24 protein-coding genes and 5 pseudogenes are annotated in these 23,129 nt (G+C 72.7%); 15 read left to right on the top strand and 14 right to left on the bottom strand.

Annotated features, from left to right (window positions below):
* The first annotated feature begins 214 nt into the window (after nt 1–214).
* The 7 genes and pseudogenes from IF47_RS0125365 (at nt 215) to lnt (ending at nt 5,733) form a co-directional block, all read left to right on the top strand.
* On the top strand, nt 215–877 hold the full coding sequence (locus tag IF47_RS0125365; protein WP_031511338.1) for a DsbA family protein: 663 nt from the start codon (nt 215–217) through the stop codon (nt 875–877).
* Complete coding sequence (locus tag IF47_RS0125370) at nt 874–1,518, top strand: vitamin K epoxide reductase family protein (protein WP_031511339.1); 645 nt, start codon at nt 874–876, stop codon at nt 1,516–1,518. The genes IF47_RS0125365 and IF47_RS0125370 overlap by 4 nt, the downstream gene beginning before the upstream one ends.
* Before the next feature lie 39 nt (nt 1,519–1,557).
* Nucleotides 1,558–2,157 (top strand): TlpA family protein disulfide reductase, encoded by a 600-nt coding sequence (locus tag IF47_RS0125375; protein WP_031511340.1) that lies wholly within the window; start codon nt 1,558–1,560, stop codon nt 2,155–2,157.
* A 3-nt stretch (nt 2,158–2,160) separates the two neighbouring features.
* Nucleotides 2,161–2,913 (top strand): annotated as a pseudogene (locus tag IF47_RS28255) (cytochrome c biogenesis CcdA family protein).
* A 70-nt stretch (nt 2,914–2,983) separates the two neighbouring features.
* Nucleotides 2,984–3,358 carry an ArsR/SmtB family transcription factor gene (locus IF47_RS0125385; RefSeq protein ID WP_031511341.1) on the top strand — a complete coding sequence of 125 codons (375 nt, stop codon included), beginning with the start codon at nt 2,984–2,986 and terminating at the stop codon, nt 3,356–3,358.
* A 37-nt stretch (nt 3,359–3,395) separates the two neighbouring features.
* Nucleotides 3,396–4,088 carry an SCO family protein gene (locus IF47_RS0125390; RefSeq protein WP_031511342.1) on the top strand — a complete coding sequence of 231 codons (693 nt, stop codon included), beginning with the start codon at nt 3,396–3,398 and terminating at the stop codon, nt 4,086–4,088.
* Between the two features lie 40 nt (nt 4,089–4,128).
* Nucleotides 4,129–5,733, top strand: coding sequence for an apolipoprotein N-acyltransferase (gene lnt / locus IF47_RS0125395; protein ID WP_031511343.1), 1,605 nt, complete (start codon nt 4,129–4,131; stop codon nt 5,731–5,733).
* Between the two features lie 35 nt (nt 5,734–5,768).
* Here the strand turns inward: lnt and IF47_RS32195 are convergent.
* Nucleotides 5,769–6,010: pseudogene (locus tag IF47_RS32195) on the bottom strand (DUF3703 domain-containing protein).
* Nucleotides 6,011–6,266: 256 nt separating this feature from the next.
* On the opposite strand from IF47_RS32195, the gene IF47_RS0125405 reads away from it, so the two are divergent.
* Nucleotides 6,267–8,351 carry a heavy metal translocating P-type ATPase gene (locus IF47_RS0125405; protein ID WP_078592112.1) on the top strand — a complete coding sequence of 695 codons (2,085 nt, stop codon included), beginning with the start codon at nt 6,267–6,269 and terminating at the stop codon, nt 8,349–8,351.
* 328 nt (nt 8,352–8,679) lie between these two features.
* Here IF47_RS0125405 and IF47_RS28265 read toward each other — a convergent pair whose 3' ends face one another.
* Complete coding sequence (locus IF47_RS28265) at nt 8,680–8,895, bottom strand: hypothetical protein (RefSeq protein WP_037733362.1); 216 nt, start codon at nt 8,893–8,895, stop codon at nt 8,680–8,682.
* 282 nt (nt 8,896–9,177) lie between these two features.
* Here IF47_RS28265 and IF47_RS31750 point away from each other — a divergent pair.
* Nucleotides 9,178–9,366, top strand: a pseudogene (locus IF47_RS31750) (thioredoxin family protein); the annotation flags it as partial.
* Between the two features lie 162 nt (nt 9,367–9,528).
* On the opposite strand, the gene IF47_RS31755 reads toward IF47_RS31750, so the two are convergent.
* The 7 genes from IF47_RS31755 to IF47_RS0125455 all read right to left on the bottom strand — a co-directional run bounded on the left by IF47_RS31755 (nt 9,529) and on the right by IF47_RS0125455 (nt 15,997).
* Nucleotides 9,529–10,680 (bottom strand): SCO family protein, encoded by a 1,152-nt coding sequence (locus IF47_RS31755; protein WP_245641240.1) that lies wholly within the window; start codon nt 10,678–10,680, stop codon nt 9,529–9,531.
* Nucleotides 10,677–11,060, bottom strand: a complete 384-nt coding sequence (locus IF47_RS29825) for an ArsR family transcriptional regulator (protein WP_342667293.1) — start codon at nt 11,058–11,060, stop codon at nt 10,677–10,679. Before IF47_RS29825 ends, IF47_RS31755 begins: the two co-directional genes overlap by 4 nt.
* A gap of 47 nt (nt 11,061–11,107) precedes the next feature.
* Nucleotides 11,108–11,818: a cytochrome c biogenesis CcdA family protein gene (locus IF47_RS0125430; RefSeq protein ID WP_078592122.1), complete on the bottom strand. Its 711-nt coding sequence runs from the start codon at nt 11,816–11,818 to the stop codon at nt 11,108–11,110.
* A 48-nt stretch (nt 11,819–11,866) separates the two neighbouring features.
* Entirely contained in the window at nt 11,867–12,472 is a 606-nt protein-coding gene (locus IF47_RS0125435) for a TlpA family protein disulfide reductase (protein WP_051718221.1), read from the bottom strand.
* A 210-nt stretch (nt 12,473–12,682) separates the two neighbouring features.
* On the bottom strand, nt 12,683–14,275 hold the full coding sequence (locus tag IF47_RS0125445) for a multicopper oxidase family protein (RefSeq protein ID WP_031511350.1): 1,593 nt from the start codon (nt 14,273–14,275) through the stop codon (nt 12,683–12,685).
* 81 nt (nt 14,276–14,356) lie between these two features.
* Nucleotides 14,357–14,788 (bottom strand): hypothetical protein, encoded by a 432-nt coding sequence (locus IF47_RS0125450; RefSeq protein ID WP_078592123.1) that lies wholly within the window; start codon nt 14,786–14,788, stop codon nt 14,357–14,359.
* A gap of 630 nt (nt 14,789–15,418) precedes the next feature.
* Nucleotides 15,419–15,997, bottom strand: coding sequence for a TetR/AcrR family transcriptional regulator (locus tag IF47_RS0125455; protein ID WP_031511352.1), 579 nt, complete (start codon nt 15,995–15,997; stop codon nt 15,419–15,421).
* A gap of 107 nt (nt 15,998–16,104) precedes the next feature.
* Between IF47_RS0125455 and IF47_RS28270 the strand changes: the two genes are divergently transcribed.
* From IF47_RS28270 to IF47_RS0125480, 5 genes are all read left to right on the top strand, one after another.
* Entirely contained in the window at nt 16,105–16,362 is a 258-nt protein-coding gene (locus IF47_RS28270; protein WP_037733363.1) for a hypothetical protein, read from the top strand.
* Nucleotides 16,362–16,877: a membrane protein gene (locus tag IF47_RS0125465; protein ID WP_031511354.1), complete on the top strand. Its 516-nt coding sequence runs from the start codon at nt 16,362–16,364 to the stop codon at nt 16,875–16,877. The genes IF47_RS28270 and IF47_RS0125465 overlap by 1 nt, the downstream gene beginning before the upstream one ends.
* 198 nt (nt 16,878–17,075) lie before the next feature.
* Nucleotides 17,076–17,495 carry a DUF6153 family protein gene (locus tag IF47_RS0125470; RefSeq protein WP_051718223.1) on the top strand — a complete coding sequence of 140 codons (420 nt, stop codon included), beginning with the start codon at nt 17,076–17,078 and terminating at the stop codon, nt 17,493–17,495.
* Between the two features lie 95 nt (nt 17,496–17,590).
* Complete coding sequence (locus tag IF47_RS0125475) at nt 17,591–18,223, top strand: DUF305 domain-containing protein (RefSeq protein WP_031511356.1); 633 nt, start codon at nt 17,591–17,593, stop codon at nt 18,221–18,223.
* 763 nt (nt 18,224–18,986) lie between these two features.
* Entirely contained in the window at nt 18,987–19,397 is a 411-nt protein-coding gene (locus IF47_RS0125480) for a four-helix bundle copper-binding protein (protein WP_031511357.1), read from the top strand.
* 90 nt (nt 19,398–19,487) lie between these two features.
* On the opposite strand, the gene IF47_RS0125485 is transcribed toward IF47_RS0125480, so the two are convergent.
* Both IF47_RS0125485 and IF47_RS0125490 read right to left on the bottom strand, forming a co-directional pair.
* The gene (locus IF47_RS0125485; RefSeq protein ID WP_031511358.1) at nt 19,488–19,814 is read right to left on the bottom strand and encodes a hypothetical protein; all 327 of its coding nucleotides are present in this window, start codon (nt 19,812–19,814) and stop codon (nt 19,488–19,490) included.
* Nucleotides 19,815–20,389: 575 nt separating this feature from the next.
* Nucleotides 20,390–20,854, bottom strand: a complete 465-nt coding sequence (locus IF47_RS0125490; protein WP_157840049.1) for a DUF2752 domain-containing protein — start codon at nt 20,852–20,854, stop codon at nt 20,390–20,392.
* A gap of 491 nt (nt 20,855–21,345) precedes the next feature.
* Between IF47_RS0125490 and IF47_RS0125495 the strand changes: the two genes are divergently transcribed.
* On the top strand, nt 21,346–22,221 hold the full coding sequence (locus IF47_RS0125495) for a F510_1955 family glycosylhydrolase (protein ID WP_031511360.1): 876 nt from the start codon (nt 21,346–21,348) through the stop codon (nt 22,219–22,221).
* An 83-nt stretch (nt 22,222–22,304) separates the two neighbouring features.
* On the opposite strand, the pseudogene IF47_RS31970 reads toward IF47_RS0125495, so the two are convergent.
* From IF47_RS31970 to IF47_RS30905, 3 genes and pseudogenes are all read right to left on the bottom strand, one after another.
* Nucleotides 22,305–22,484: pseudogene (locus IF47_RS31970) on the bottom strand (DUF305 domain-containing protein); the annotation flags it as partial.
* A gap of 31 nt (nt 22,485–22,515) precedes the next feature.
* Nucleotides 22,516–22,806 (bottom strand): annotated as a pseudogene (locus IF47_RS32200) (DUF305 domain-containing protein); the annotation flags it as partial.
* 4 nt (nt 22,807–22,810) lie between these two features.
* Entirely contained in the window at nt 22,811–22,978 is a 168-nt protein-coding gene (locus tag IF47_RS30905; RefSeq protein WP_157840051.1) for a hypothetical protein, read from the bottom strand.
* Nucleotides 22,979–23,129: the final 151 nt, after the last annotated feature.

Below are 23,129 nucleotides of genomic sequence, written 5' to 3' on the forward strand. Positions count from 1 at the left end.
CCGGGCACCACGTCCGGCCGCCCCCGGTCATCGCCGTTCCGGGTAAGGGCCGGGGGTCGGGTAGCGGACCCCTCGTCCGGCTTCGCGCAGGGGCGCGACGAAGTGACATATCAACGTCCGTTAGTGTGTCGATGCGTCGCCGGTGGCCGCTGTGCCGTGCCGGTGGGGGAGGCGCGTGTGCCCGTGTTCGTGTCCTCTCATCGGCTGAAGGCTCATGACGAAGAACCTGAAGATCTCCCTCGCGCTGGTCGCCGTCGTCCTGGCGGTCGTCGGTGCGCTGCTGGCGGCCAACCGCACCCCGGAGGCGTCCGCGGAGGCGTCGGACGGGACGGCGGTCGCTCCGGCGTCGGTGCTGGTCCGCCCGGACAGTCACCGGCTGTCGACGGCGGAGGACGGCAAGGTGACGGTGGTGGAGTTCCTGGACCTGGAGTGCGAGTCGTGCCGGGCCGCATTCCCCGTCGTGGAGCAGCTTCGTGAGGAGTACGAGGGCCGGGTGACGTTCGTGATCCGGTACTTCCCGCTCCCCGGCCACAAGAACGCCGAGTTGGCCGCCCGCGCGGTGGAGGCCGCCGCCGCCCAGGGGGAGCTGGAGGCGATGTACACCAAGATGTACGAAACGCAGGAGAGCTGGGGGGATCAGCAGGTCTCGCACGAGGAGACCTTCCGCGGCTTCGCCCGCGAGCTGGGGCTGGACATGAAGCGGTTCGAGGCGGACTGGAAGGACCCGGCCACCGCGAAGCGGGTGGAGAAGGACCGCCGGGACGGCCTGATGCTGGGGGTGCAGGGCACGCCAACGTTCTTCGTCAACGGCCAGCGGCCCGAGATCACCTCGTATGAGGACTTCAAGGCGGCCATCGAGGCGGAGCTGGCCAAGTGACCGTCGCCGCGCCGCCCGCCCCGGGCCGGGCGCCCGATGTCGAGGGCGCCGCTCCGGTGGGGCGGCGGATGCTGGCGGTCGTGCTGACCGTCGGAGGCGCGGTCGGGTTCCTGGCCGCCTTCGCGTTGGCGGTGGAGAAGATCGCCTTGCTGAAGGATCCCTCCTACCGCCCGTCGTGCAGCATCAACCCGGTGCTCAGCTGCGGGTCGGTGATGGCCACGCCGCAGGCGGAGGTGTTCGGGTTCCCCAACCCGCTGCTGGGCATCGCCGGTTTCGCGGTGGTGACCACGCTCGGGGTGGTGCTGTGGACCGGCGCGGTGCTGCCGCGCTGGATGTGGTGGGGGCTTGAGGCCGGGGTCGTCTTCGGTGTGGGGTTCGTGCACTGGCTGATCTTCCAGAGCCTGTACCGGATCGACGCGCTGTGCCCGTACTGCATGGCCGTCTGGGCGGTGATGATCCCCGTCTTCTGGTACACCACCGTGCACGCCGTCACCCGCGGGCGGCTGCCCGTGCCGCGGGGGGTGCGGCGGGCGGCGAGCGTGGTGGCCGGCTACCACGGGGTGGTGCTCACCTGCTGGTACCTGGCCATCGCCGTGCTGATCCTTCAGCGGTTCTGGCTGTACTGGACCACCCTCCTCTGACCCCGCCCACTTTGTGTGTCCCCGTCGAAGGTGCCTGTGATGACCGTTTCTTCCCGCGGAGGTGCGCGGATACCGCGCCGCACCGCCCTTGCCGCTCTGCCGCTGGCCGTGCTCGCGGCCGTCGGCTGCGCCCCGCAGTCCGAGGACGCCCCCTCCGGCGGCGAGGCCGCCGACCGGCGGCAACTGCTGCACATCCCGGCCGCCGACCGGCAGGCGGCACCGGATGTGCGGGGCGAGACGTTGACCGGCGAGGAGCTCGCGCTGGCCGACTTTCGCGGCAAGATCGTGGTGCTCAACGTGTGGGGCTCGTGGTGCGCGCCGTGCCGGGCCGAGGCACCGCACCTGCAGAAGGTCTCCCAGGCCACCAAGGACCAGGGCGTGGTCTTCCTCGGGATCAACACCCGGGACGCCACCAGGGACAACGCGCTGAACTTCGAGGAGAGCTACGGCATCACCTACCCCAGCCTGTGGGATCCGGCCGGGCGGCAGCTGCTGAAGTTCAAGGGCACCCTCGCGCCCTCGGCGATCCCCAGCACGGTCGCCATCGACCGTAAGGGGCGGATCGCCGCCCGCGCGCTGAAGGCCCTGGACGAGACCGAGCTGCGCTGGCTGATCGACCCCGTGCTGAAGGAGGGCTGAGCCGTGCAGATCGCCGCCGGTGTGGAGACCACCGTGCTGACCGGGTCGCTGCTGCTGGCACTGCCGATCGCCGCCCTGGCCGGCGCGGTGTCGTTCTTCTCTCCCTGTGTGCTGCCGCTGGTGCCCGGCTACCTGTCCTACGTCACCGGGATCAGCGGCGCGGACCTCGCCGAGGCCCGGCGCGGCCGCATCCTGGGCGGGACGCTGCTGTTCCTGGCCGGGTTCACGGCCGTGTTCGTCTCCTTCGGCGCCGCGTTCGGCTACGCCAGCAACACCCTGCTGGAACACCAGGAGATCCTGATCCGGGTACTGGGGGCGGCGACCATCGCCATGGGCCTGTCGTTCATGGGGGTGCTGCCGGGGATGAACCGGGAGTGGCGGCTGCACCGCCGCCCGGCGGCCGGATGGGCCGGGGCCCCGATGCTGGGAGTGCTGTTCGGTCTGGGCTGGACCCCGTGCATCGGCCCCACCCTGGCCGCCGTCCAGGCCCTGGCCTTCACCGAGGCCAGCGCCGGTCGCGGCGCGGTGCTCACCGTCGCCTACTGCGCCGGGCTGGGGCTGCCCTTCCTGGCGGCGGGCCTGGCGTTCCGCAAGGCGCTCGGGGTCTTCGCCTGGGTCAAGGCCCACTACTAGTGGGTGATGCGCGCCGGCGGCGGCATGATGATCGCCACCGGCCTGCTGATGGTCACCGGGGTGTGGAGCTACCTGATCGGCCAGATGCAGTCCTGGTCCGCCGGCTTCACCGTCGGCATCTGACAACCGCCCGGCCGCGCCACGGCCCGAGCCCGGGCGGACACCGACAAGACACCGAATGAGGACACCTGCAGTGAACGTGGAACGGCCGGACGCGGATTCTTGTGATCTGCTGTGCCTGGACCTGCCGGTCGCCGAGGACATCCGCACCCGCATGCCGCCGCTGCCCGCCCTGGAACAGGCCGCCGCGGCCGCCAAGGCGCTGGCGGACCCCACCCGCCTGACGGTGGCCGCCGCCCTGGCCGCGGGCGGGGAGCTGTGCGTGTGCGACCTGGCCTGGGTCGTCGGCCAGGCCCAGAACCTGGTCTCCCACCACCTGCGGCACCTGCGCACCGCCGGCCTGGCCGCCTCCCGCCGCGACGGCCGGCTGGTGATGTACACCCTCACCGACCGCGGCCACGCCCTGCTGTCCACGCTGCTCGCCCCCACCACCGCCACGCCGGCCTGACCCGGCCCACCCGCGCCACACGAACGGACACCACCAGATGAATCCGCGCACCCCCCGCGCCCGGCGAGCCGCCGCGGCCGCGTTCGCGCTGACCGCCGCTCTCACCCTGGCCGCCTGCGGCCAGGACGCCCCCGCCCCGCCGGGCGAGGCCAAGCCCGGCGTCTCCCGCGCCGACGACGCCTCCCCGTACAAGGGGACGGAACTCACCACCCCCTTCGCCAAGCCGGACCTGCAGCTCACCGACGACCAGGGCAAGCCGTTCGACCTGCGCAAGGACACCGCGGGCCGCACGGTGCTGCTCTTCTTCGGCTACACCAACTGCCCCGACGTGTGCCCCACCACCATGGGCGACCTCTCCACCGCCCTGGCCCGCCAGCCCCAGAGCGTGCGCGACAACGTCGAGGTCGTCTTCGTCACCACCGACCCCGAACGCGACACCCCCGAAAGCCTGGACACGTGGCTGGCCGCCTTCGGCGAGAACTTCACCGGCCTCTCCGGCGACCTGGCCAAGGTCAAGAAGGCCGCGCTCGGCGTCGGCATCTCGGTGGACGACCCCACAAAGCACCACGACGGCACCGTCACCTCCGACCACGGCACCCAGGTCATCGCCTTCACCCCCGACGACAACCAAGGCCGGGTCGTGTACACCAGCGGCACCACGGTCGACGACTTCGCCCACGACCTGCCGCTGCTGACCCGGGGCGTGCACACAGACGCGAGGCAGCAGTGACCCCTCACAAGCCCCTTCCGAGGCATCGGGACGGCAGCGCATGACCGCCGTCACCCCTGCCACGTCCGACAGACGGCCCCCCGCGGAGCCGGGCGGATCCGCAGGGACCCGCGGCGCCCGCCGGATACGGGGACTGCACCGCCCGGCCCAGGCGGTGCTGTCCGGGCTCCTGCTCTATGCCAGCTTCCCGCCGCGACCGCTGTGGTGGCTGGCGCCGGTGGCCTTCGCGCTGCTCGCCCGCGGCATCCGCGGCCGGCGGCTGCGGGACGGGCTCGTGGGCGGTTACCTGGCCGGGCTCGGCTTCTTCCTGCCACTGCTGGTGTGGACCGGCGAAGAAGTCGGTCCCCTGCCGTGGCTGGCCCTCGCCGCGGTGGAGGCGGCCTTCATCGCCGCCGCCGGGGCCGGTGTGGCGCTGGTGGGCCGGCTGCGGGGGTGGCCGATATGGGCGGCCGCAGTCTGGGTCACGGTCGAGGGGGCCCGCGCCCGTGTGCCGTTCGGTGGGTTCCCCTGGGGCAAGGTGGCGTTCGGCCAGGCCGAGGGGTGGTTCCTGCCGCTGGCCGCGGTCGGCGGCACCCCACTGGTCGGCTTCGCGGTCGCGCTGGCCGGCTTCGCGCTGGCCGACCTCACCGGCCACCTGCGGCGATCCGGTCGCCGAGCCGCAGCGCTGGCGGCCCTCGGGTGCGTCACCGCCCCGGTGGCCGCGGCGTTCGCCGCGCTGCCGCTGGTCAGCACCCGAGCCCAGGACGGCACCGCGACCGCCGCCGTCATCCAGGGCAACGTGCCCCGCGCCGGTCTGGACTTCAACGACCAGCGGCGCGCGGTGCTCGACAACCACGCCCGCCGCACGGTCGAACTCGCCGACGACGTCCGTGCGGGCCGCGCTCCGCGCCCGGACTTCGTGCTCTGGCCGGAGAACTCCTCCGACCTCGACCCCTACCGCAACGCCGACGCCCGCGCCGTCATCGAGCAGGCCGTCGCCGCCATCGGCGCCCCCACCTCGATCGGCGCCGTCCTCACCCCCGAGACCGGGCCCCTGCGCAACACCCAGATCCTGTGGGATCCCCGCCGCGGGTCGGTCCAGGAGTACGACAAGCGCCGGATCCAGCCCTTCGGCGAGTACATCCCCCTGCGGCCCCTGGCCAGGGTCTTCAGCTCCGACGTCGACCGTGTGCGGCGGGATTTCGGCCGTGGCCGCGAGGTGGGGGTCTTCGACATGGCCGGCACCCGGGTGGGCCTGGTGACCTGCTACGAGACCGCCTTCGACGACACGGTGCGCGACACCGTGACCGCCGGCGCCCACATTCTCTCCGTGCCCAGCAACAACGCCACCTTCGGCCGCACCGAGATGACCTATCAGCAGCTGGCCATGTCCCGTCTGCGCGCCGTCGAACACAGCCGCGCCGTTCTCGTTCCGGTCACCAGCGGGGTCAGCGCCGTCATCCTGCCCGACGGCACCGTCGCCCAGCGCACCGACCTCTTCACCGCCGACGCGCTCGTCGCCCGGGTGCCCCGCCGCTCCTGGCTCACCCCCGCCACCCGCCTCGGCGCGCTCCCCGAAGCCGCCCTGGCCGCCATCGCCGCGGCGGGCACCGCCGTCGCCGCGGCGCGCAGCCGCCGCGGCGGGCGACAGGCTCCGGCAGGCTGAGCACCCGGGGCGCCGCACGGGGGCCCGTTCCCCCTCTATGCCTCCAGCGGTACTCCGGCCGACGTCAGCAGCGCGGCGAGATCGTCGGGGATGGGCAGGGGCGTGGCGGGTCCGGCCCGGGTGCGGCCGGTGGGGTGCTCCCCGGCCGCCGAACCCGGCGCGGCCACCGCCAGGCGCACGAGCTGACCGAGGATCTCCGCAGGTCGTGGTCGCGTACCGCGAGGCGGAGCATCACCGTATGGGTGCGGGTGTGCGGCCACGGCCAGGACTGGGACAGGAGGTGGGCGCGCTCGGCGGCGCGGCACCCGGGCGGCCCGCCGGTCCTGAAATAAGGCCGACGCCCTGGGCGCCACCGCCATCAGGGCCCACCGCGAGCCGGAGTCGGGGACGTCCACCGCCCAACCGATCGGTCGCCGATGCCCCGAGCCGGCCGCCTGCCGGGCAGCCGTGCGCTCCCGACGACTACCGCTGCGAGGCCGACGAGCAGGCCGGCGCGGTGACGGAATCCCCCTTGGACGCTGCGGAGGTGCGTCGTGGCTGATGCGTGCTGCGGAACCGACAGCCCCACCGTCGTCTCCGGCACCGAGCCGGGTGGAGCGGGCGCCGTGCCTCCCGCGGCGGTCTGGCAGGTCCGGGAACTGCAGGCGACCGCGGTCTCCGGCGTGCTGCTGCTGGTGGCCCTGGTGCTGCCGAGCCAGTCGGCACAGACGGGCCTTCAGTGGGCGGCGCTGCTGATCGGCGCGGCCACCTTCGTGCCCGGCTCGCTGCGGGCCCTGCTGCGCGGCCGGCTCGGGGTCGGGCTGCTGATGACCATCGCCGCCATCGGTGCGGTCGCGCTCGGCGAGGTCGGCGAGGCCGCCACGCTGGCGTTCTTGTTCTCCGTGGCCGAGGGCCTGGAGGGCTATGCGGTGGCCCGCACCCAGCACGGCCTGCGGGCCCTGCTGAGCCTGGTGCCTCCCACCGCGACCGTGCTGCGCGAGGGCACCGAGGCCCAGATGGCCCCCGCCGACCTGCGGGTCGGGGACGTTCTACTGGTACGGCCCGGGGAGCGGATCGCCACCGACGGCGTGGTGACCTCCGGGCGTAGTGCGCTGGACACCTCGGTGGTGACCGGCGAGTCGGTGCCCGTCGAGGTCGGCCCCGGCGCGGAGGTGTTCGCCGGCACCGTCAACGGGCCCGGCGTGCTGGAGATCACCGCCACCGCCACCGCCGAGGGCAACTCCCTGGCGAAGCTGGTGCACACCGTGCACGAGGCACAGGAGCGCAAGGGCGCCGGCCAGCGGATGGCGGAGAGGTTCGCACGACCTCTGGTCCCCGCCGCCCTGGTACTGGCCGCCCTGACCGCCGTGTTGGGCAGCCTGCTGGGGGACCCGGGCGTGTGGGTCGAGCGGGCGCTGGTCGTCCTGGTGGCCGCCGCGCCGTGCGCCTTCGCCCTGTCGGTGCCGGTCGCGGTGGTCGCGGCCATCGGAGCCGCGTCCAGGGCCGGCGTGTTCATCGAGGGCGGAGCAGCAGTCGAAGCCTTGGGCAAGGTCAAGGTCGTGGCCATCGACAAGACCGGTACCCTCACCCGCAACGAACCCGCCGTGATCGACGTGGTGACCGCGCCGGGCGCGACCCGCGACGAGGTGCTGGCCACGGCCGCCGCGCTGGAGGCTCGCAGCGAACACCCGCTCGCCGCCGCGGTCCTGGCCGCGGTCGACCCCACCGCTGTGACCCCGGCAACGGATGTGGAGGCGGTACCCGGCAACGGGCGCAAGGCCCGCTTGGGCAAACCCGGCTTCATCGCCACCGGCCCGCTCGCCGATGAGACGAGCCGGTTGCAGGACGCCGGAGCCACCGTGGTCCTCGTCGAGCACGACGGCACCCTGCTGGGCGCCGTCGCCGTACGCGACGAGGTATGGCCCGAGGCGGCCGAGGCGATCGGCATGCTCAAGCGGCAGGGCGTGAGCGTGGTCATGCTCACCGGCGACAACGCCCGCACGGCCGCGGCGATCGCCGCCGACGCCGGTATCACCGACGTCCGTGCCGAACTGCTGCCCGAGGACAAGGCCCGTATCGTCGCCGAGTTGAGGGCCCTCGGACCCGTGGCCATGGTCGGCGACGGCATCAACGACGCCCCCGCCCTGGCCACGGCCGACGCCGGCGTGGCGATGGGCGCCATGGGCAGCGACGTCGCCATCGAAGCCGCCGATGTGGCGTTGATGGGCGAGGATATACGTCGCCTGCCCGACGCGATCGCCCACACCCGCGCCGCCCGCCGCATCTTCACCCAGAACCTGGTCGCGTCCGGTGCCATCCTCGTTGCCCTGGTCCCACTCGCGGCCACCGGTGTCCTGGGCCTGGCCGTGGTGGTCGCCACCCACGAACTGGCCGAGGTCCTGGTCATCGGCAACGGTATCCGCGCCGGACGCCGCACCCGGCTGCCCCACCACCGGCCACTGCGCACCGCGGACCACGCCCACATCCCCGTCCCAAGCCTGGCAACGACCGCGCCGAACCCGTCCGGGAAGGTGCTCCTGCCCTTGGCCGTCGGCGGCCGGGGCACCGAGCCCACACCGCCCGCACACCCCGAGACGGACGCCTGCGGCTGCCGCCCCGGCTGCGCCTGCTGCACCTGACCGTCCGCAGACACCAGCGCTACTACGACCAAGCCGACCAGCGCCCCAACTTCTACCTCGACCCCCAGGCCAAAGCCCTCGGCCGCGGCCAGTGCCCCGTCGGCCACAGCTGACCGTGTCCACCGCGGCCAGCCCGCCCTCCGCTCCCCACGGCCTGTCGGCGAGGAGCCCGTCGGCTGGCGGTTCCTCCCACCGCCGCGTGGGTGGTCCCCGATGCCGACGCACCGGGCCGACACGGTGGCCCTGGCGGTGGTGGCTCGGGTACGACGGCCGCACCTGCCGTCGAGCGGTACGGCCGCCGGCCGATTGGGGGTCAGGGGCCGACGTGTCAGGCGCTGACAATGGTCACCGCCGTCACCGTGGCCACGGCCTGGAAGAGGTAGTAGATGACGATGGCCCCGGCGATGACGAGTTCGCGCCGGTCCTTCTCTCTGCGGGCGGTCGCCCCGTGGCCGTAGGGGTCGGTGCCCAGCGTCCGCGCGGATCTCGCGGTCGAAGGCGCTGCGCTGGGCTGCGGGCCTCGCCCGGCGCGCGGCCTCGGCATCGGGGGGTGAACCGGATGCGGTGGGTCACGCCGCCCCGGCTTCTCCGTCGTCCAAGAGCACGCTGCCAGGGGACTCCCCGGTCTCCAGTCGGCGGAAAACGTCCTCGGTGGCGGGGGCGGCTTCCCCTCTGGGGTGTGGGGCAGGAGGTGAATCGGGCTGGAGAGCGGTGCGTCCTCGTCTTGTACCAGGTGCCCGGACGGGGCCGGCGCCTGCCAGGTGGCAAGGCGGTCTGCGGGCAACGTCTTCGGGCGGGCGGTCACGGCTCTGTACGACCTTCTCCCGCCGGGGAGCAGGCCGACAGGCTCACCGTGGTCAAGCTCAACATCGACGAGAACCCGGCCACCGCCGCCCGGTACGGGATCATGGCCATCCCGACGATGAACGTCTACCAGGGCGGCGAGGTCGTGAAGACCATCGTCGGTGCCAAGCCCAAGGCCGCCATCGAGCGCGACCTCGCCGAGTTCAGCCCCGCCTCGACGCGGCTGGCAGTCCAGTTCGGCGTAGCCGATGTCGGTGAACTCCACCAGCAGGCCCGGGGCGCGGCGGCCGCCGTCCTTGAAGCAGAACTTCTGGAGCCTTCGACGACTACGGCCTGGCCCTGCGCGACGACGGCCATGCCCCCTGCACCCACGTCACCCGCCTGATCCACGAGTACCTGGACGACATCGACCGTCGGATGGTCGAACTCGCCCGCCACCCGCGCGGTCCTGCGGGCCCTCGCCGACCGGGCCGCCACCACCGATCCCACCGCCTGCGGCTAGGACGGCATCTGCACCATCCTCACCTCCGCCATGGCGGCCGCCACCAGGCCCGCGCCTGCTCTTCGCCGGTGGGCGGGCGGGGCGGTGAGCAGTGCGGCGAGGCAGGCCGCGGCGAGGGCTACGAGGGCGCTCACTGCGGGGGGCGCTGCCCAGGGACGCCCAGCCCAGGGCCGGGGAGTCGGCCTGGCTGAAGGCGAGCCGTCCCCAGGGGAAGCCGCCCAGCGGCACCCGCGAGCGTACGGCCTCGGCGGCCACCCACCAGCAGGCCGCCCAGATCGGCCAGCCCGATAGGCGGGCACCGCGCAGGCGAGGAGCGCGCCGCCCGCCACGGCCGTGGTGGGCCCGCGTGGCGCGGGCCGGGCCGGGGGCGGCGGCGCCGGAGGCGATCGGCAGCAGAACCCTTCCGGCCAGGGCCGCACCGGCCCGCTGCGGGGACGGGGCGAGGGTGTGGGCCTGGGCGGCCGCGCGCAGCGGGGCGTGGTGGGGCAGGCGGCTCTTGCGTCCGGCGCGGATGCCGTTGCCGATGACGAGGACCTCGGCCAGTTCGTGGGTGGCGACCACGGCCGCCAAGCCCAGCAGGCCGGTGGCGGCCAGCGGCACCAGGGTGACGAGGATGGCGCCGGACATCAGCAGGTTCTGGAGGAAGACGGCCTCCACAGCGTCGCGGACCTCCGTCGGCTGCTTGCCCGGCGCCATGGAGATGTCGCCCATGGTGCTGGGGCACACATCGGGGCAGTTGGTGTAGCCGAAGAAGACCGGCATCGTCTTCCCCGCGGTCTGCTCGCGTGGGTCGAGCGGCTTGCCGGAGGTGTCGGTCGACACCGGGTCGGGCTGGGGGAAGGGGTGCTCCAGCTCGGTGTCCCGGTACGGGCAGTCCTTGGTCGAGGTGACCGCTGCGGGGTCCTGCATGCCGTGGTGTGGGGTGTGCCGGTGCAGCCGGGTCAGGAGGACCGCGCCGACGGCGGCGGACGAGCGGAGAGCTCGGGTGTGGTGCAGCGTGGTTTCGGACCCAATCAGGATCACGGGGTGCGGCCAGGGCCGGGCTGAGGGCGGCCCTGACCAGAGCATGGCCGCGGTCGGTGAGCGCGGCTAACACCGGCCGGCCCTCCCGGCGGGAGACGGCCGGCCCCGCCGCGCGGCCGGCGCAGGTGGTGAGAGACGAGGTTCCGGCCCGGGCCGCTCGTCCGGGCCAGGTCGCACACGCACAGCTCGCCGCCCTCGGCCAGGGCCGCGGCCACCGACAGCCGGGTCGGGTCGGCCGGCGCCTCGGCGGCCGCGGCGGCGGGCTCGGTCCCGGGCCGGGGCGGCATGCGGGTGCGCAGATCCTCGGCCACCGTCAGATCCAGGCACGGCAGGTCGCAGGCGTCCGGGTGTGTCCCGGTCGTCTTCACGATCCTTCGCATCGATCGGGCGGGGAACGGTCGCGGTGGTACCGGCGCGACCGGTGGGTTCAGATGCCGATGGTGTAACCGGCCGTCCAGGACTGCATATAGCTGATGAAGTAGCCCCAGACGCCGGTGATCATCAGCACGCCCATGGCGATCATCATGCCGCCGCCGGCGCGCATGACCCACTGGTAGTGGGCCTTGACCCAGGCGAAGACGCCCATCGCCTTGCGGAAGGCCAGCCCGGCGGCCAGGAACGGCACGCCCAGCCCCAGGCAGTACGCCACCGTCAACAGCGCCCCGCGCTCGGCGCTGGCCTCGCTGAACGCCAGCGCCTGCACGGCGGCCAGGGTCGGGCCGATGCACGGGGTCCAGCCCAGCCCGAACAGCACTCCCAGCATCGGCGCGCCCACCAGCCCGGCGGCCGGCCTGGTGTGGATGCGGAACTCGCGCCGGGTCAGCCACGGTATGACGCCCATGAAGGCCAGGCCCATCACGATGGTCAGCGCGCCCAGCACCCGGATGAGGAGGTCCTGGTGTTCCAGCAGGGTGTTCCCGGCGTAGCCGAAGGCGGCGCCGAAGGAGACGAACACGCCGGTGAACCCGGCCAGGAACAGCAGCGTGCCGACCAGGATGCGGCCGCGCCGGGCCTCGGCGAGATCCGCCCCGGTCACCCCGGTGACGTAGGACAGGTAGCCGGGCACCAGCGGCAGCACACAGGGGGAGAAGAAGGACACCAATCCGGCCAGCGCGGCGATCGGGATGGCCAGCAGCATCGAGCCGGTCAGCACGGTGCCGTCGAGGTCGAGGGCCAGCAACACGTCTCAGCCTTCCTTCAGGACCGGGTCGATCAACGAGCGCAGCTCCGCCTCCGACAGGCCCTGCAGGCCCCGGGCGGCGACCCGGCCCTGGCGGTCGATCACCAGCGTGGTGGGGATGGCCGAGGGCGGCAGGGTGCCCTTGAACTTCAGCAGCTGCCGCCCCTGCCGGTCCCACAGGCTGGGGTAGGCGATGCCGTAGGTGTTCTCGAACCGGCGGGCGACCTCCTTGGTGGCGTCGCGGGTGTTGATTCCGAGGAAGGCCACGCCCCGATCGCGTAGGTCCTCGGAGACCTTCCGCAGGTGCGGTGCCTCGGCCCGGCAGGGTGCGCACCACGAGCCCCACACGTTGATCACCACGATCTTGCCGCGGTAGTCGGCCAGCGCGACCGGCTCACCGGTCAGCGTCTCGCCCCGGATGTCCGGCGCCGGTTCGCGCTCGGCGGGAGCCAGGCGCGTCAGGCGCTGATCACCCTGGGCGGCGGCCGCCTCGGCGTCATCGCCGCCCCGGCCGCAGCCGGAGACGGCCAGGGCGGTAAGGGCCACGGCGCCGGCCAGCACGGCGCGCCGCGGTATGCCGGGGTGGTCGGAAGCGAACGGGAAACGTGACATGACAGGCACCCATGCAGATCGGTGGGAAAGCGGGGAAACGGAATTCGGACGGTCGTCACGGCGGAGTGGTCCGGTGCAGCCGGAACCGTTGAAGGACCGGCGCGGCGATCGCCGCCTCGTGGTGGTGGGTTGCCACGAGGCGACGCGGCCGGGCCGGGGCGGGCAGGTGCCCGCGGGTGAGGGCGTGCGGCGTTCCGTCCGGGGCGGCCTCTACCGGCGGTAGCCGAGGACGGTCATCATGCCTGCCTCGGCGTGGTAGACGTTGTGGCAGTGGACCATCCACAGCCCGGGGTTGTCGGCGTCGAAGTCGACGGTGAGGGTCTTCTTCGGCAGAACGATCGCGGTGTCCTTGCGGGGACCGCCGTCCGCGAAGGCGAACGTGTGGCCATGCAGATGGACGGGGTGCCACATGGTCGTGGTGTTGGTGAAGACCAGGCGGACCCGTTCGCCGGCGCGGATCGGGTGGCGCTGCGACGGGTCGTACTTCTTGTTGTTGAAGCCCCAGTCGTACTTGGCCATGCCGCCGGTCAGGCGCAGCTTCACCGTCCGGTCCGGCTTGCGGTCGGACAGGCGCACGCTCTTGTCGGCCGTGAGCCGGTCGGCCGTGAGCACCTTTCCGGACAGCTCGGCCGGCCGGACGGACGGGCCCGGCGCGGAGCCGCTCCCGGTGCGCAGCAGTGCCAGCGCCGTCTCCTGCTTGCCCTCGGCGAGGGCGACCAGCGGGAAGACGCCGTCCTGGGCGGTGACCAGGACGTCGTAGCGCTCGCCCATGCCGAGCAGCAGCGCGTCCGTCATCGCGTGCTCAACGGGGAAGCCGTCGGTGTGGGTCACGGTCATCTTGTGGCCGCCGAGCGCGACCCGGAACGCCGTGTCGCCGCCCGCGTTGACGATCCGGATCCGGATGCGGTCGCCGGGCTTGGCTCGGAAGCTCTCCGGGGCCTTGGCGGTGCGGCCGTTGACCAGGTAGTACGGATACGCCACATCGCCCGCGTCCTCTCCCAGCAGGTCGCTGCGCGAGCCCATCAGCATCCGGGACGGCCCGGAGGCGCCGGGGGACGGCGACTTCGCGCCGGATGCCGACATGCCGCTCATGTCGTGGCCGCCGTGGTCCGTGTCGCCGTGGCTCATGTCGCCGTGGTCCATGCCCTGGCTGAGTTCGGCGAGCACGGCGTCCGGGGTGCTGCCGTCGACCCCGTCGACCCAGTCGTCGAGGACGACGACCCACTCCTTGTCGTACCGCAGCGGCTCCCTGGGGTCCTCCACGATCAACGGCGCGTACAGCCCGCGGTCCTGCTGCACGCCGGAGTGGGGGTGGAACCAGTAGGTGCCCGGGTGCGGGACGGCGAAGCGGTACTCGAAGGAGGCCCCGGCCTTGATCGGCCGCTGCGTCAGGTCGGGCACGCCGTCCATGTCGTTGCGCAGCGCCAGCCCGTGCCAGTGCACGGAGGTCGACTCGGGCAGGTGGTTGGCGAGGGTGAGGGCGAGGGTGTCCCCGGCGGTGACGCGGATCTCCCGGCCCGGCAGCCGGTCGCCGTAGGCCCAGGTCCTGACCGTGGGGCCGCCCAGGTCGAGCCGGGTCTGGACCGCGGTGAGCTTCACTTTTTGCTCGGGGCCGGGGTTGCGCCCGGCCTCGGCGTCGGCGACCTCCCGGCCGTCGGGCGAGACGTAGTCGCCCTGGGGCGCGGACGAGGGTTTGTTGTCGTGGCCGGAGTGGGGGGAGGAGCCGGTGCAGGCGGCGAGCAGGCCGCTGCCGGCAGCGGCGATCCCCGCGCCGAGCACGGCGCGGCGGGTGGTTGTGCGCATGGGGGAGTGCACCTCGTGTCGGTGTCGATGCGTGAGGAGGGCGCGGAGACCGTTCCCGAAGGGGAGCGGCGGGACGCGCTCCTACAGGCGCAGCACCGACAACCGGGCGAGGAGTATCCGGCCTCCGGGCGGAGGCACCGGCCACAGGGCGCGCAGAAGGCGCGTGCGGACGGCGCCCAGGCGGTCGGTGGCCCGACGCGCGCGGCACTCGGCCGTCAGCAGGGCGGCGGCCCACGCCACGAGCACGGCCAGGCACACCGACAACGGGTCCAGCGTCCAGCCGGCTGCCGGGCCGCCCGCTGCGGGCAGATCGTCGGAAGTGCCCGGTGACAGGTGGGCGGCGTGGTCGGCATGGGCGTCGAGTGCCTGGCCGGCGGAGGAGGCGAAGTCGGACGGCGGACTGTGCTCGGTGGGGTGACCGAAGGAGTGCATCGTGACGACGCCGAACAGGACGGCGGACAGCAGGGCCAGACGGACGGCCCAGGCGACGAGCCCCTGCCTCCCCGTCCTCACCACACGCCTCCCTTGTCGCGGTCTTCCGATCAGAGGGTACCCCGGTGGGGTAAGCCCACCGGACCCGGCCATCGGTGTGCCGGGAGAAGCCGGGACCTGTCCCCTGGCCGCGGGCGGCATCACGTGGCGGGCGATGCCCACGGACTCCCCCCGGGGAATGGTGTCCACGCCTTCCTCCGCCGCCGGCGGGACAAGGGCTTGAGCACCGAGGTGCACGACCGTCTGCGCGGGAAGGGCCGCCGCGTCGGCGCCGTCCGCGGTACGCGGGTGGGGGCGACAGGAAGAAGGTCGATCGGGTAGCCGTGCCGCAGGGCATGGAGACCGCCTGCGCCTTCGTTGGAGAGTGTCTGTCGGGTGTGGCCGGCGTCAGCGGTGCGGCCCAGATCCGGATCGGATGGGTAGGTGTCGTGGCCGGTACCGGAAGGGGTGGCCGGTCGGGGAGGCGGACGGGCCGGCCGCGGCGAGGTGCATGGTGTTCTGGGGGCGGTCGACCATTCGGGCCGCTTTCCACCGGCCGGTCGGAGCACGCCGAGGTGCCCTGTGGCATGGCCGGTGTCGCCGGCCGGGCCGATGCTCAGGCCGTGCAGTCGCCCGGTCCGGGAAGCGAGGGCCCCAAGGTGGGGGGACTGGTCAGCGTGGGGGGCGCAGTCCGGCCAGGGTGACCGCGACGAGTCGGTGGACCGCCGCCTTGGAGGGCAGGCTCCCGGCCGCGGTGAGGGCGTGGAGGCAGTAGCTTGCGAGTTCGCCGGGTGCGATGTCGCCGCGGATGGCGCCCGTTTCCGCGCCCTCGGCGAGCAGGTCCCGCACGAAGTCCCTCAGGTGCTGCTGCGCCCGCAGGGCGTGCTCGCCCTGGTGCAGGAGTGCCGCGATCTCGGTGCGGTGGTGTTCGCGGTGCTCGTGGCAGAGGAGCGCGTAGGCCGTCAGGACGGCTTCGAGCCGCTTTCCCGGGCCGTCGGTCCGGTCGCGGATCTCGACGAGGTGGTCCAGGTGGCGGGCGATTTGGCGCTCGTGCCAGGCGGTCAGGATCGTCTCGACGTCGGGGAAGTACTTGTACAGCGTCGCGCGTCCGATGCCGGTCCGCTCGGCGATCCGGGACATGGTCACCGACGCCGGGCCGTGCTCGGCCACCAGCGCCGCGGTGGTGTCCAGGGTCGCGTCGCGTACCGCACGGCGGTGCGCCGCGATCGTGTCGTTCCACAGCTTCGGCACCACCCCAGTATGCGTGACGACAAAGTCTGTACAGTGTGCGTTGATAGCGACAGAGTGTATTGAAAAATATCGGCCCACTCGACGAGCCCAACAGAGGATGACGCCCCATGACCGATCCCTCCCCCCGCCCCGGCGCCGACGACTCCCCCGGAACGGGAGCCGGCCACGCGCCCGACCCCGGCATACCGCGCTGGGTGAAGATCTCCGGAATCACCGCGGCCGCCCTGGTCGCGCTGGCCGTCTTGGTGATGCTCCTCAGCGGCGGCGAGCACGGCCCCGGCCGTCACCTGCCCTCCGGCGCCGCGCACAGCCCCGGATCGCCGCATGGCCTCGACGGCCGGACGTTGCCCGCGGACGGCCGGTGATGGCTCTGACCCCGCGCGCCCGCAGGTTCGCGCTCACCGCGCACATCGTCTCCTCGGTGGGCTGGCTCGGAGCGGTCGTCGTCTACCTGGTGCTCGCCGTCACCGCCCTGACCGGACACGATGCCCAGACGGTCCGCGCCGTGTATCCGGCCATGGAGCTGACGGTGGGGTTCGTCATCGTCCCCGCGAGCCTGGTCTCGCTGCTGACCGGGGTGATCTGCTCGCTGGGCACCGCGTGGGGTCTGCTGCGGCACTACTGGGTCCTGGCCAAACTCCTGCTGACCGTCCTGGCGACCCCGGTCCTGCTGATGTACGCGCGGTCGATCGGCCACGTCGCGGACGTGACCACGCGGACGTCCCCGTCCGGTGCCGTGCCCGACGCGCTGCGGGATCCCACCCACGCGCTCCACTCCGGCGGCGGCCTGCTGGTCCTCCTCGCGGCCACGGCCCTGGCCGTGTACAAACCGCGCGGCATGACCGGATACGGGCTGCGCGCACGGTCACGCGCGTCATAGGGGAACCGCCCCGCTCCCCCCGAGTCGCGGAAGGCCAAGCATGGCTCTTCGGGGTAAACCGTGATGCAAGGCGGCCTTACGGAGGTTCCCACCGGCCCCCGGTCGGCATCCGTGACACTCACCACAACATCCCATAGGCGCGCCTCGCAACGGGGATCAGCCGCTCGACGGCCGCTCTCCACACGTAGGATGGTCCGCGTGAATCAGCGGTTGCATCCACGGCTCCGCCCCCTGCAGGCGCGGTTGGTGCTGCTGGTTCTGGCGGTGCTGACGGGTCTGGCGGCGATGCACGGTCCGGCCACGGCCGGCCTGCCGGACAAGCCCCCTGTCCAGCCCGCCGGGCACTCGATGTCCACGTTCGCGGCGTCTGCCGATGAGTCTCACTGCTCCGACAGCAAGGCGTGCGCGGACTGTCGGCACGGGGCGGACGGCCACGTGGATCACGCGGACCCCACCTGCGCGGCCGCCGGCACCTCCGGCGCGCCGGTCCTTCCCACACCGGCTCCCGCCACGGTGGCCGCGGCGACCGATGCGTCCGCCGCCGCACAGCGACCCGCGGACTCGCTCGACAGCCGTGCTCCGCCGTCGCTGAGCGAACTGCAACTCCTGCGCATATAGGCACAACCGGCGCCCGCCGTCTCCCGTCCGGGAGCGGCCACCGCGCCCCGCCGCGCCCTTCCCACCCCTTTTTCGCGACAGGAGTTCGCACCACCATGACCGCACACCGTTCCACCCTGCGCCGGGCCGCCGCCGCGGCGGCCGCCGTGACCGCCGCCGTCGTCTTGGCCGCCTGCGGCAGCGACGACGCCTCCACCGGCAACGCCGGCCCCGGCGAGTCCTCCCCCGCCGCCTCCGCCCCCGCCTCGGCCGCCGAGCACAACGCCGCCGACGTCGCCTTCGCCCAGGGGATGATCCCCCACCACCGGCAGGCGGTGGAGATGGCCGACCTCGCCGCCGACCGCGCCGCCTCTCAGGAGGTCAAGGACCTGGCCGCCGAGATCAAGAAGGCCCAGGGTCCGGAGATCGAGACCCTCACCGGCTGGCTGACCTCCTGGGGCGAGGACGTCCCCGCCGAAGGCGAGATGGACCACGGAGGCCACGGCGCCCACGGCATGGCGGGGATGATGACCCCCGAGCAGATGGAGGAGTTGGAGAAGTCCTCGGGGAAGGCCTTCGACACCGCCTTCCTGGAGATGATGATCGAGCACCACCGGGGCGCGGTGGCCATGGCCGAGACCGAGAAGGAGAACGGCTCCTACGGCCCGGCCAAATCCATGGCCGAGGACATCATCACCACCCAGAACGCCGAGATCGACACGATGAACAAGCTCCTCGGCAAGGAGTGATCCGACGGGGCCGGGGCCCGCACCGCGCGGGCCCCGGCATCCGCCGCGCGCCTGGCTCACCCTTCGTCCAGCCGTGGCCATGTCACAGACACCCTGGCGTGCGCCCCGGCCATGGTCACGCCGCGCAGAACACCACGAGCATGGCCACGCCGGGCACGACGGATCCCGTCAGGACGGCTTCTCGCGCTGCACAGCGGTGCAGGCGGTGCTGCACTGTCTGACCGGCCGCGCCGTCGGGAGGGTCTGGCGGTGGTCATCGGCACCGTTCTGGGGTTGCACAACGGCGCCATCGTGGCGCCGGCGGCCGTCTTCGGCTGCGCGCCTGACCGTGTGCGGCGCGCTGCAGGCCGGACCGCCCTGTAAGGAGCACTCAAGGTGGCCTGGGCCGCCGACACCGTCTCGATCCTGACGATGGGGATCGTCGACAACGCCATCATGCTCGCCACTCCCCGAAGTGATGCAGGCAGGTCTGGCCGGCCGACTGTGCTGGGGCGACCTGGCCCCCGCTCTGACGGTGACCGTGGTCCCTTGTGCTCGCTGTGCCGGTCAACCGCTGTCTGATCGCCCACGGCTGTGGACGCGCGGCCGTTCACGCCCATCACCGCCGGCCCGTCCCGGTTCCCGGACCCGATGACGGCCGCTCCCATCGGCGATGGGTGCGGCCGTCGGTTTGCAGTGCCCCTGTCAGGGTTACCCTCCACGGCCACGGCGCGGCCTCGGGTTCGCGCCGACAGAGAAAACGCACACAGAGAGGGTGACCACCATGACCACGATGGTCAGGGACATGCTGCGGACCTACCCGGCCGACCTGGGCGGCGTGAACCGCGAGGCACTGGAGCGCTGCATCAACGAATGCTTCAACTGTGCCCAGGCCTGTACGGCGTGCGCGGACGCCTGTCTGTCGGAGGAGATGGTCGCCGAACTGCGCAAGTGCATCCGCACCAACATGGACTGCGCGGACATCTGCGAGGCCACCGGCAAGGTCCTCTCGCGGCACACCGGCTACGACGCCAACATCACCCGCACCCAGCTCCAGGCCTGTGCCATGGTCTGCAAGTCCTGCGCGGAGGAGTGCGAGCGCCACGCCGACATGCACGAGCACTGCCGGATCTGCGCCGAGGCGTGCCGCCGCTGCGAGCAGGCCTGCAACGAGTTGCTGGCCGCCTTGGGCTGAGTCCTCGCTGATCTGCGGTGCGGCAATGGGCGTGGGCCGCCGCAACGCTCTCGTTGCGGCGGCCCGCAGCCGTCGCCGTGCGGGAAACCGTCAGGACGAGCAGGGCTTTGTCCGAGGAGTTCGGGGTGGTTGCTGCGCTCGGCGTGCCATGGCGGTGAACAGGCCGGCCAGCAGGCAGCGGGTGGCCGGGGGGTTCGCCGTGCGGCGCAGGTCGGCGACGGTCGAAGGGGCCCTCACGGTGTCTCTCCCTTCTGTCCGACTCCGGCCCGCGGCGGTGAGGTGGTCGCGAAGCCGGTCGTCGGTGGGCTCGACGAGGACGGTGCCGTCGGCCGGGACGAGGGCGGGAACGCGGCGGGCGCCGCGTTCCCGGCGGTACACCGCCTTCGTGGCCTTCTCGGCGGCGTCGGTTGCGGGCACCGAGCCGTACCGTAGGCCTTGATCTCTCGCACTGAGGCTCCCGAAGGGTAGGGGTGCCGCCGGACTCGGACGGCGGGCCCGTGTTCGGCGGCACCGGTGGACGGCTTGAACGCGGGGCGGGGTGTCGGTGGGTTTCGGCCGTCCGGGACTGCCCCTGTTCGGTATCGGGCTCGGCGGCCTCCATGGCGGGCGCGAGGCGCAGGGTGAGCCACACGATCAGGGTCCCGGCGGGGGCGGTGACGGCGGCTTCGCGGAAGGCGACGAAGAAGCCGTTGTTGGTGAGGGCACCGGCGTTGCCCGGCTCCCGGGCGCCGGGGGTGGCCACCACCGCGGTCATGGCCACCGAATCGGGAGCGGCACCCGCCTGGTGGCTGATGTTGACCAGGCCGGAGGCCGGACCGCCCTCCTCGGGGCGGGCGCTGGAGACGGCGGTACCGGCGAGGGAACGCCGGCGACATGCCGACCGCCACCAGGGGGCGGGCAGGGCGCCGGCCCAGAAAGTGCCGTTGACCTCCGGGCGCCGCAGTGATCACCATGCTCGGCCGGTTTGTGGCGCCCGTGCCGCAGGCCCGTGATCAGGAGGAGGATCGCCGTCGCAAGCACAACCGAACGGCCACAACAGTCACGATCGGCGGCACGGCAGCCGCGTACAGCAGCAGCCCGGTCGGTGTTCCGCTCTCCGGACCGGTGCGCAACAGATCGGCGTGCGCCTGCTGGTTGATCGTCAGGGCCGCTGCGGGCAGCAGACCCAACACGAGGGCGGCCCGACGGTGCGTCACCCGCAGATTCAGCCACCGACCACTCACCCGGCCGACGGTTTCACGCACCAGCGCAAGAACGGCTCCCGGGACGAGCACCAGGCTGAGCGGGTTGTAGCGCCAGGCCTCGTCCCACTGTCCCGACATCATCGCGTGCACCCCACGGGTCCCACCGCACAGCGGGCCCATCACCCCCAGGTAGTGCAGCGGCCCGTGCAGATCCACCGGAGGCAGTCCGACGACGGCCATCACCGCTCCCGCGGTGATGCCAACGGCCGCCAAGGGGCCCATCCAGCGATGGCGGTCCCGGCTCTCCCAGACCGGACGGCACGGCAGCCACTGCCGTCCACAGCCCCTCGTCACACCATCTCCCTCCCCGAGTGTCGATCGCCGTCTCCGCTCCGGTCCCGGCGCGGCCTGGGCAAGACCATTGTCGGTGCCGGTCGGGCTCGCCCACCCACCGGGGGCACTCCCCTGATGTCGGAGAGCGAGATCGACCGCCGGCCCCGCCCCCTGGGGGTTGGGCGGCGCTTCGCTCCGGAAACCGACTGCTCGGCTCGGCGCACAAGAAGGACATCGGTTTCCCGCATCCTCGATGCCCCGTGGTGACACCGCGGCGGGACGAGACCGGTGCCGGGTCCCTCAAGCCGCCTGCGGCACCCTCCGCACCGGCCCGGACAATGTGCCGTTTAGGTTGGATCTGGCCGCGAACCGCCCCGGCCGTACCGGCGTACCGCGGCCGGTCTCCCACCACACCAACGCGAGGATCTTCGATGTCCGTCCGCTTCCGTTCCACGATCTCCGCCGCAGCGATCGCGCTGGCGGCCGTCCTGGCCGGCTGCTCCGGCGACTCCGGCAGTCCGTCCTCGGAAGAGGATTCCTCCGTGTCCGGCGCCGACATCAGCCACGTCCACGGGCTCGGCGTCAACCCCGGCGACGGAAAGCTCTACGTCGCCACCCACCACGGCATCGTCGCCGTGGACGACGACGGCTCGGCCCGACGCATGGGCGACACCGCCGACTACATGGGCTTCACCGTCGCCGGCGCCGACACCTTCCTCGGCAGCGGCCACCCCGCCGAGAACAGCGACGCCCCCGCCAACCGCGGCCTGATCAAGAGCACCGACGCCGGGAAGACCTGGCAGACCCTCTCGCTCGCCGGCGAGGCCGACTTCCACGCCCTGGAACACGCGCACGGCACCATCTACGGCTACGACAGCACCAATGGGCTGCTGCGCGTCAGCGAGGACGGCGAGACCTGGAAGGACCGCGCCGAACTGGCCGCCCTGGACATCGCCGTCAGTCCCGAGGACCCCGACACCGTCCTGGCCACCACCGAGAACGGCGTCGCGAAGAGCACCGACGGCGGCGAGACCTTCACCGACGGAGACGGTCGCGTTCTGGCCTACCTGTCCTGGGCCGAACAGGGCGAGCTGTACGGGATCGACCTCGACTGCACGCTGCACCGCAGCACCGACGGCGGCGAGAGCTGGACCGAGACCGGTACCGTGCCCGGCGGCCGGCCCCAGGCCCTGACCGCGGTCGACGCCGACCACGTCCTGGCCGCCACCGCCGACGGCATCTACGAGTCCGAGGACGGCGGCAAGACCTTCACCGAACGCCTGGCGATGTCCGAAGACGCCCGTTAGAGCCGCAGGAGAAACTCCCCGGCCCGTAGGGCGTGCGGTGGCCGCTCCTGTGGGAGCGGCCACCGCGGACGGGTGCCGGAGTGTCAGCGGTCCTGCTCGGACAGCCAGGTGCGGAAGTCCGCGATCTGCGCCTCCTGGCTGACAATGCCCGCGGTCGCCGCGACCTTCAGCTGGGGGTGGTCGGCCCGGGACTGCACCTCGAGGAACTCGATGATCCCGGAGTTGTGGTGCGGGATGATGCGCCGCACGAACTCGATGTCGAACCTCTCCCCCCTTGGGCACCTCGCGCAGCTCGGCCATCATGCGCCGCTCCTCGCGCTCCATGGCCGCGATCTCCTTGCGCGCCTCTTCCGGAGCCCGCTGCAGGGCCTGCTCGGGGGCGAGGCCGTACCACTCCTTCAGCCAGCGGGTGAACTGTTCGATCTGGTGCCGCTGGTTGGCGATGATGTTCTCCGCGTGGGTGCGGACGCGCGGGTCGACGCCGCGCTCGAGTTCGAGCTGGGCCATCTCGATCGCCGAGCGGTGGTGGGGGGTGATCGCCGCGAGGAAGGTGACCTCCAGCTTCCTTCCGTTCAGCTTGGCCAGGGTCTCACCGAACTCGTAGGCTCACCGGGGAGATCGGCAGCGGCCGGGAGTGGGCGGCCCGGCCCCGGCCGACGGCTGGTGCCTCGGCCGGAGCCCTCCAGGCGACGGCCGCCGGAGGGACGGTGAAGGCCAGGGCGGCGATGGCGGCCCGGCGGGTGATCGATGACTTCATGAAGGTCCTTGGTGTGCCGGCGAGAGAACGACACAGCTGGAAAGCAGCCGCGCGATCCCCTGCCGCGACGGCCCGGTCCGCGAACCTCTCCGGACCACCCATCCGCCCGGTCGGCCCACACGGTTCACCCGATCGGTCGGGGCGGTGGAAC

This window comes from Streptomyces megasporus (assembly GCF_000718985.1).
Lineage (GTDB): Bacteria > Actinomycetota > Actinomycetes > Streptomycetales > Streptomycetaceae > Streptomyces > Streptomyces megasporus.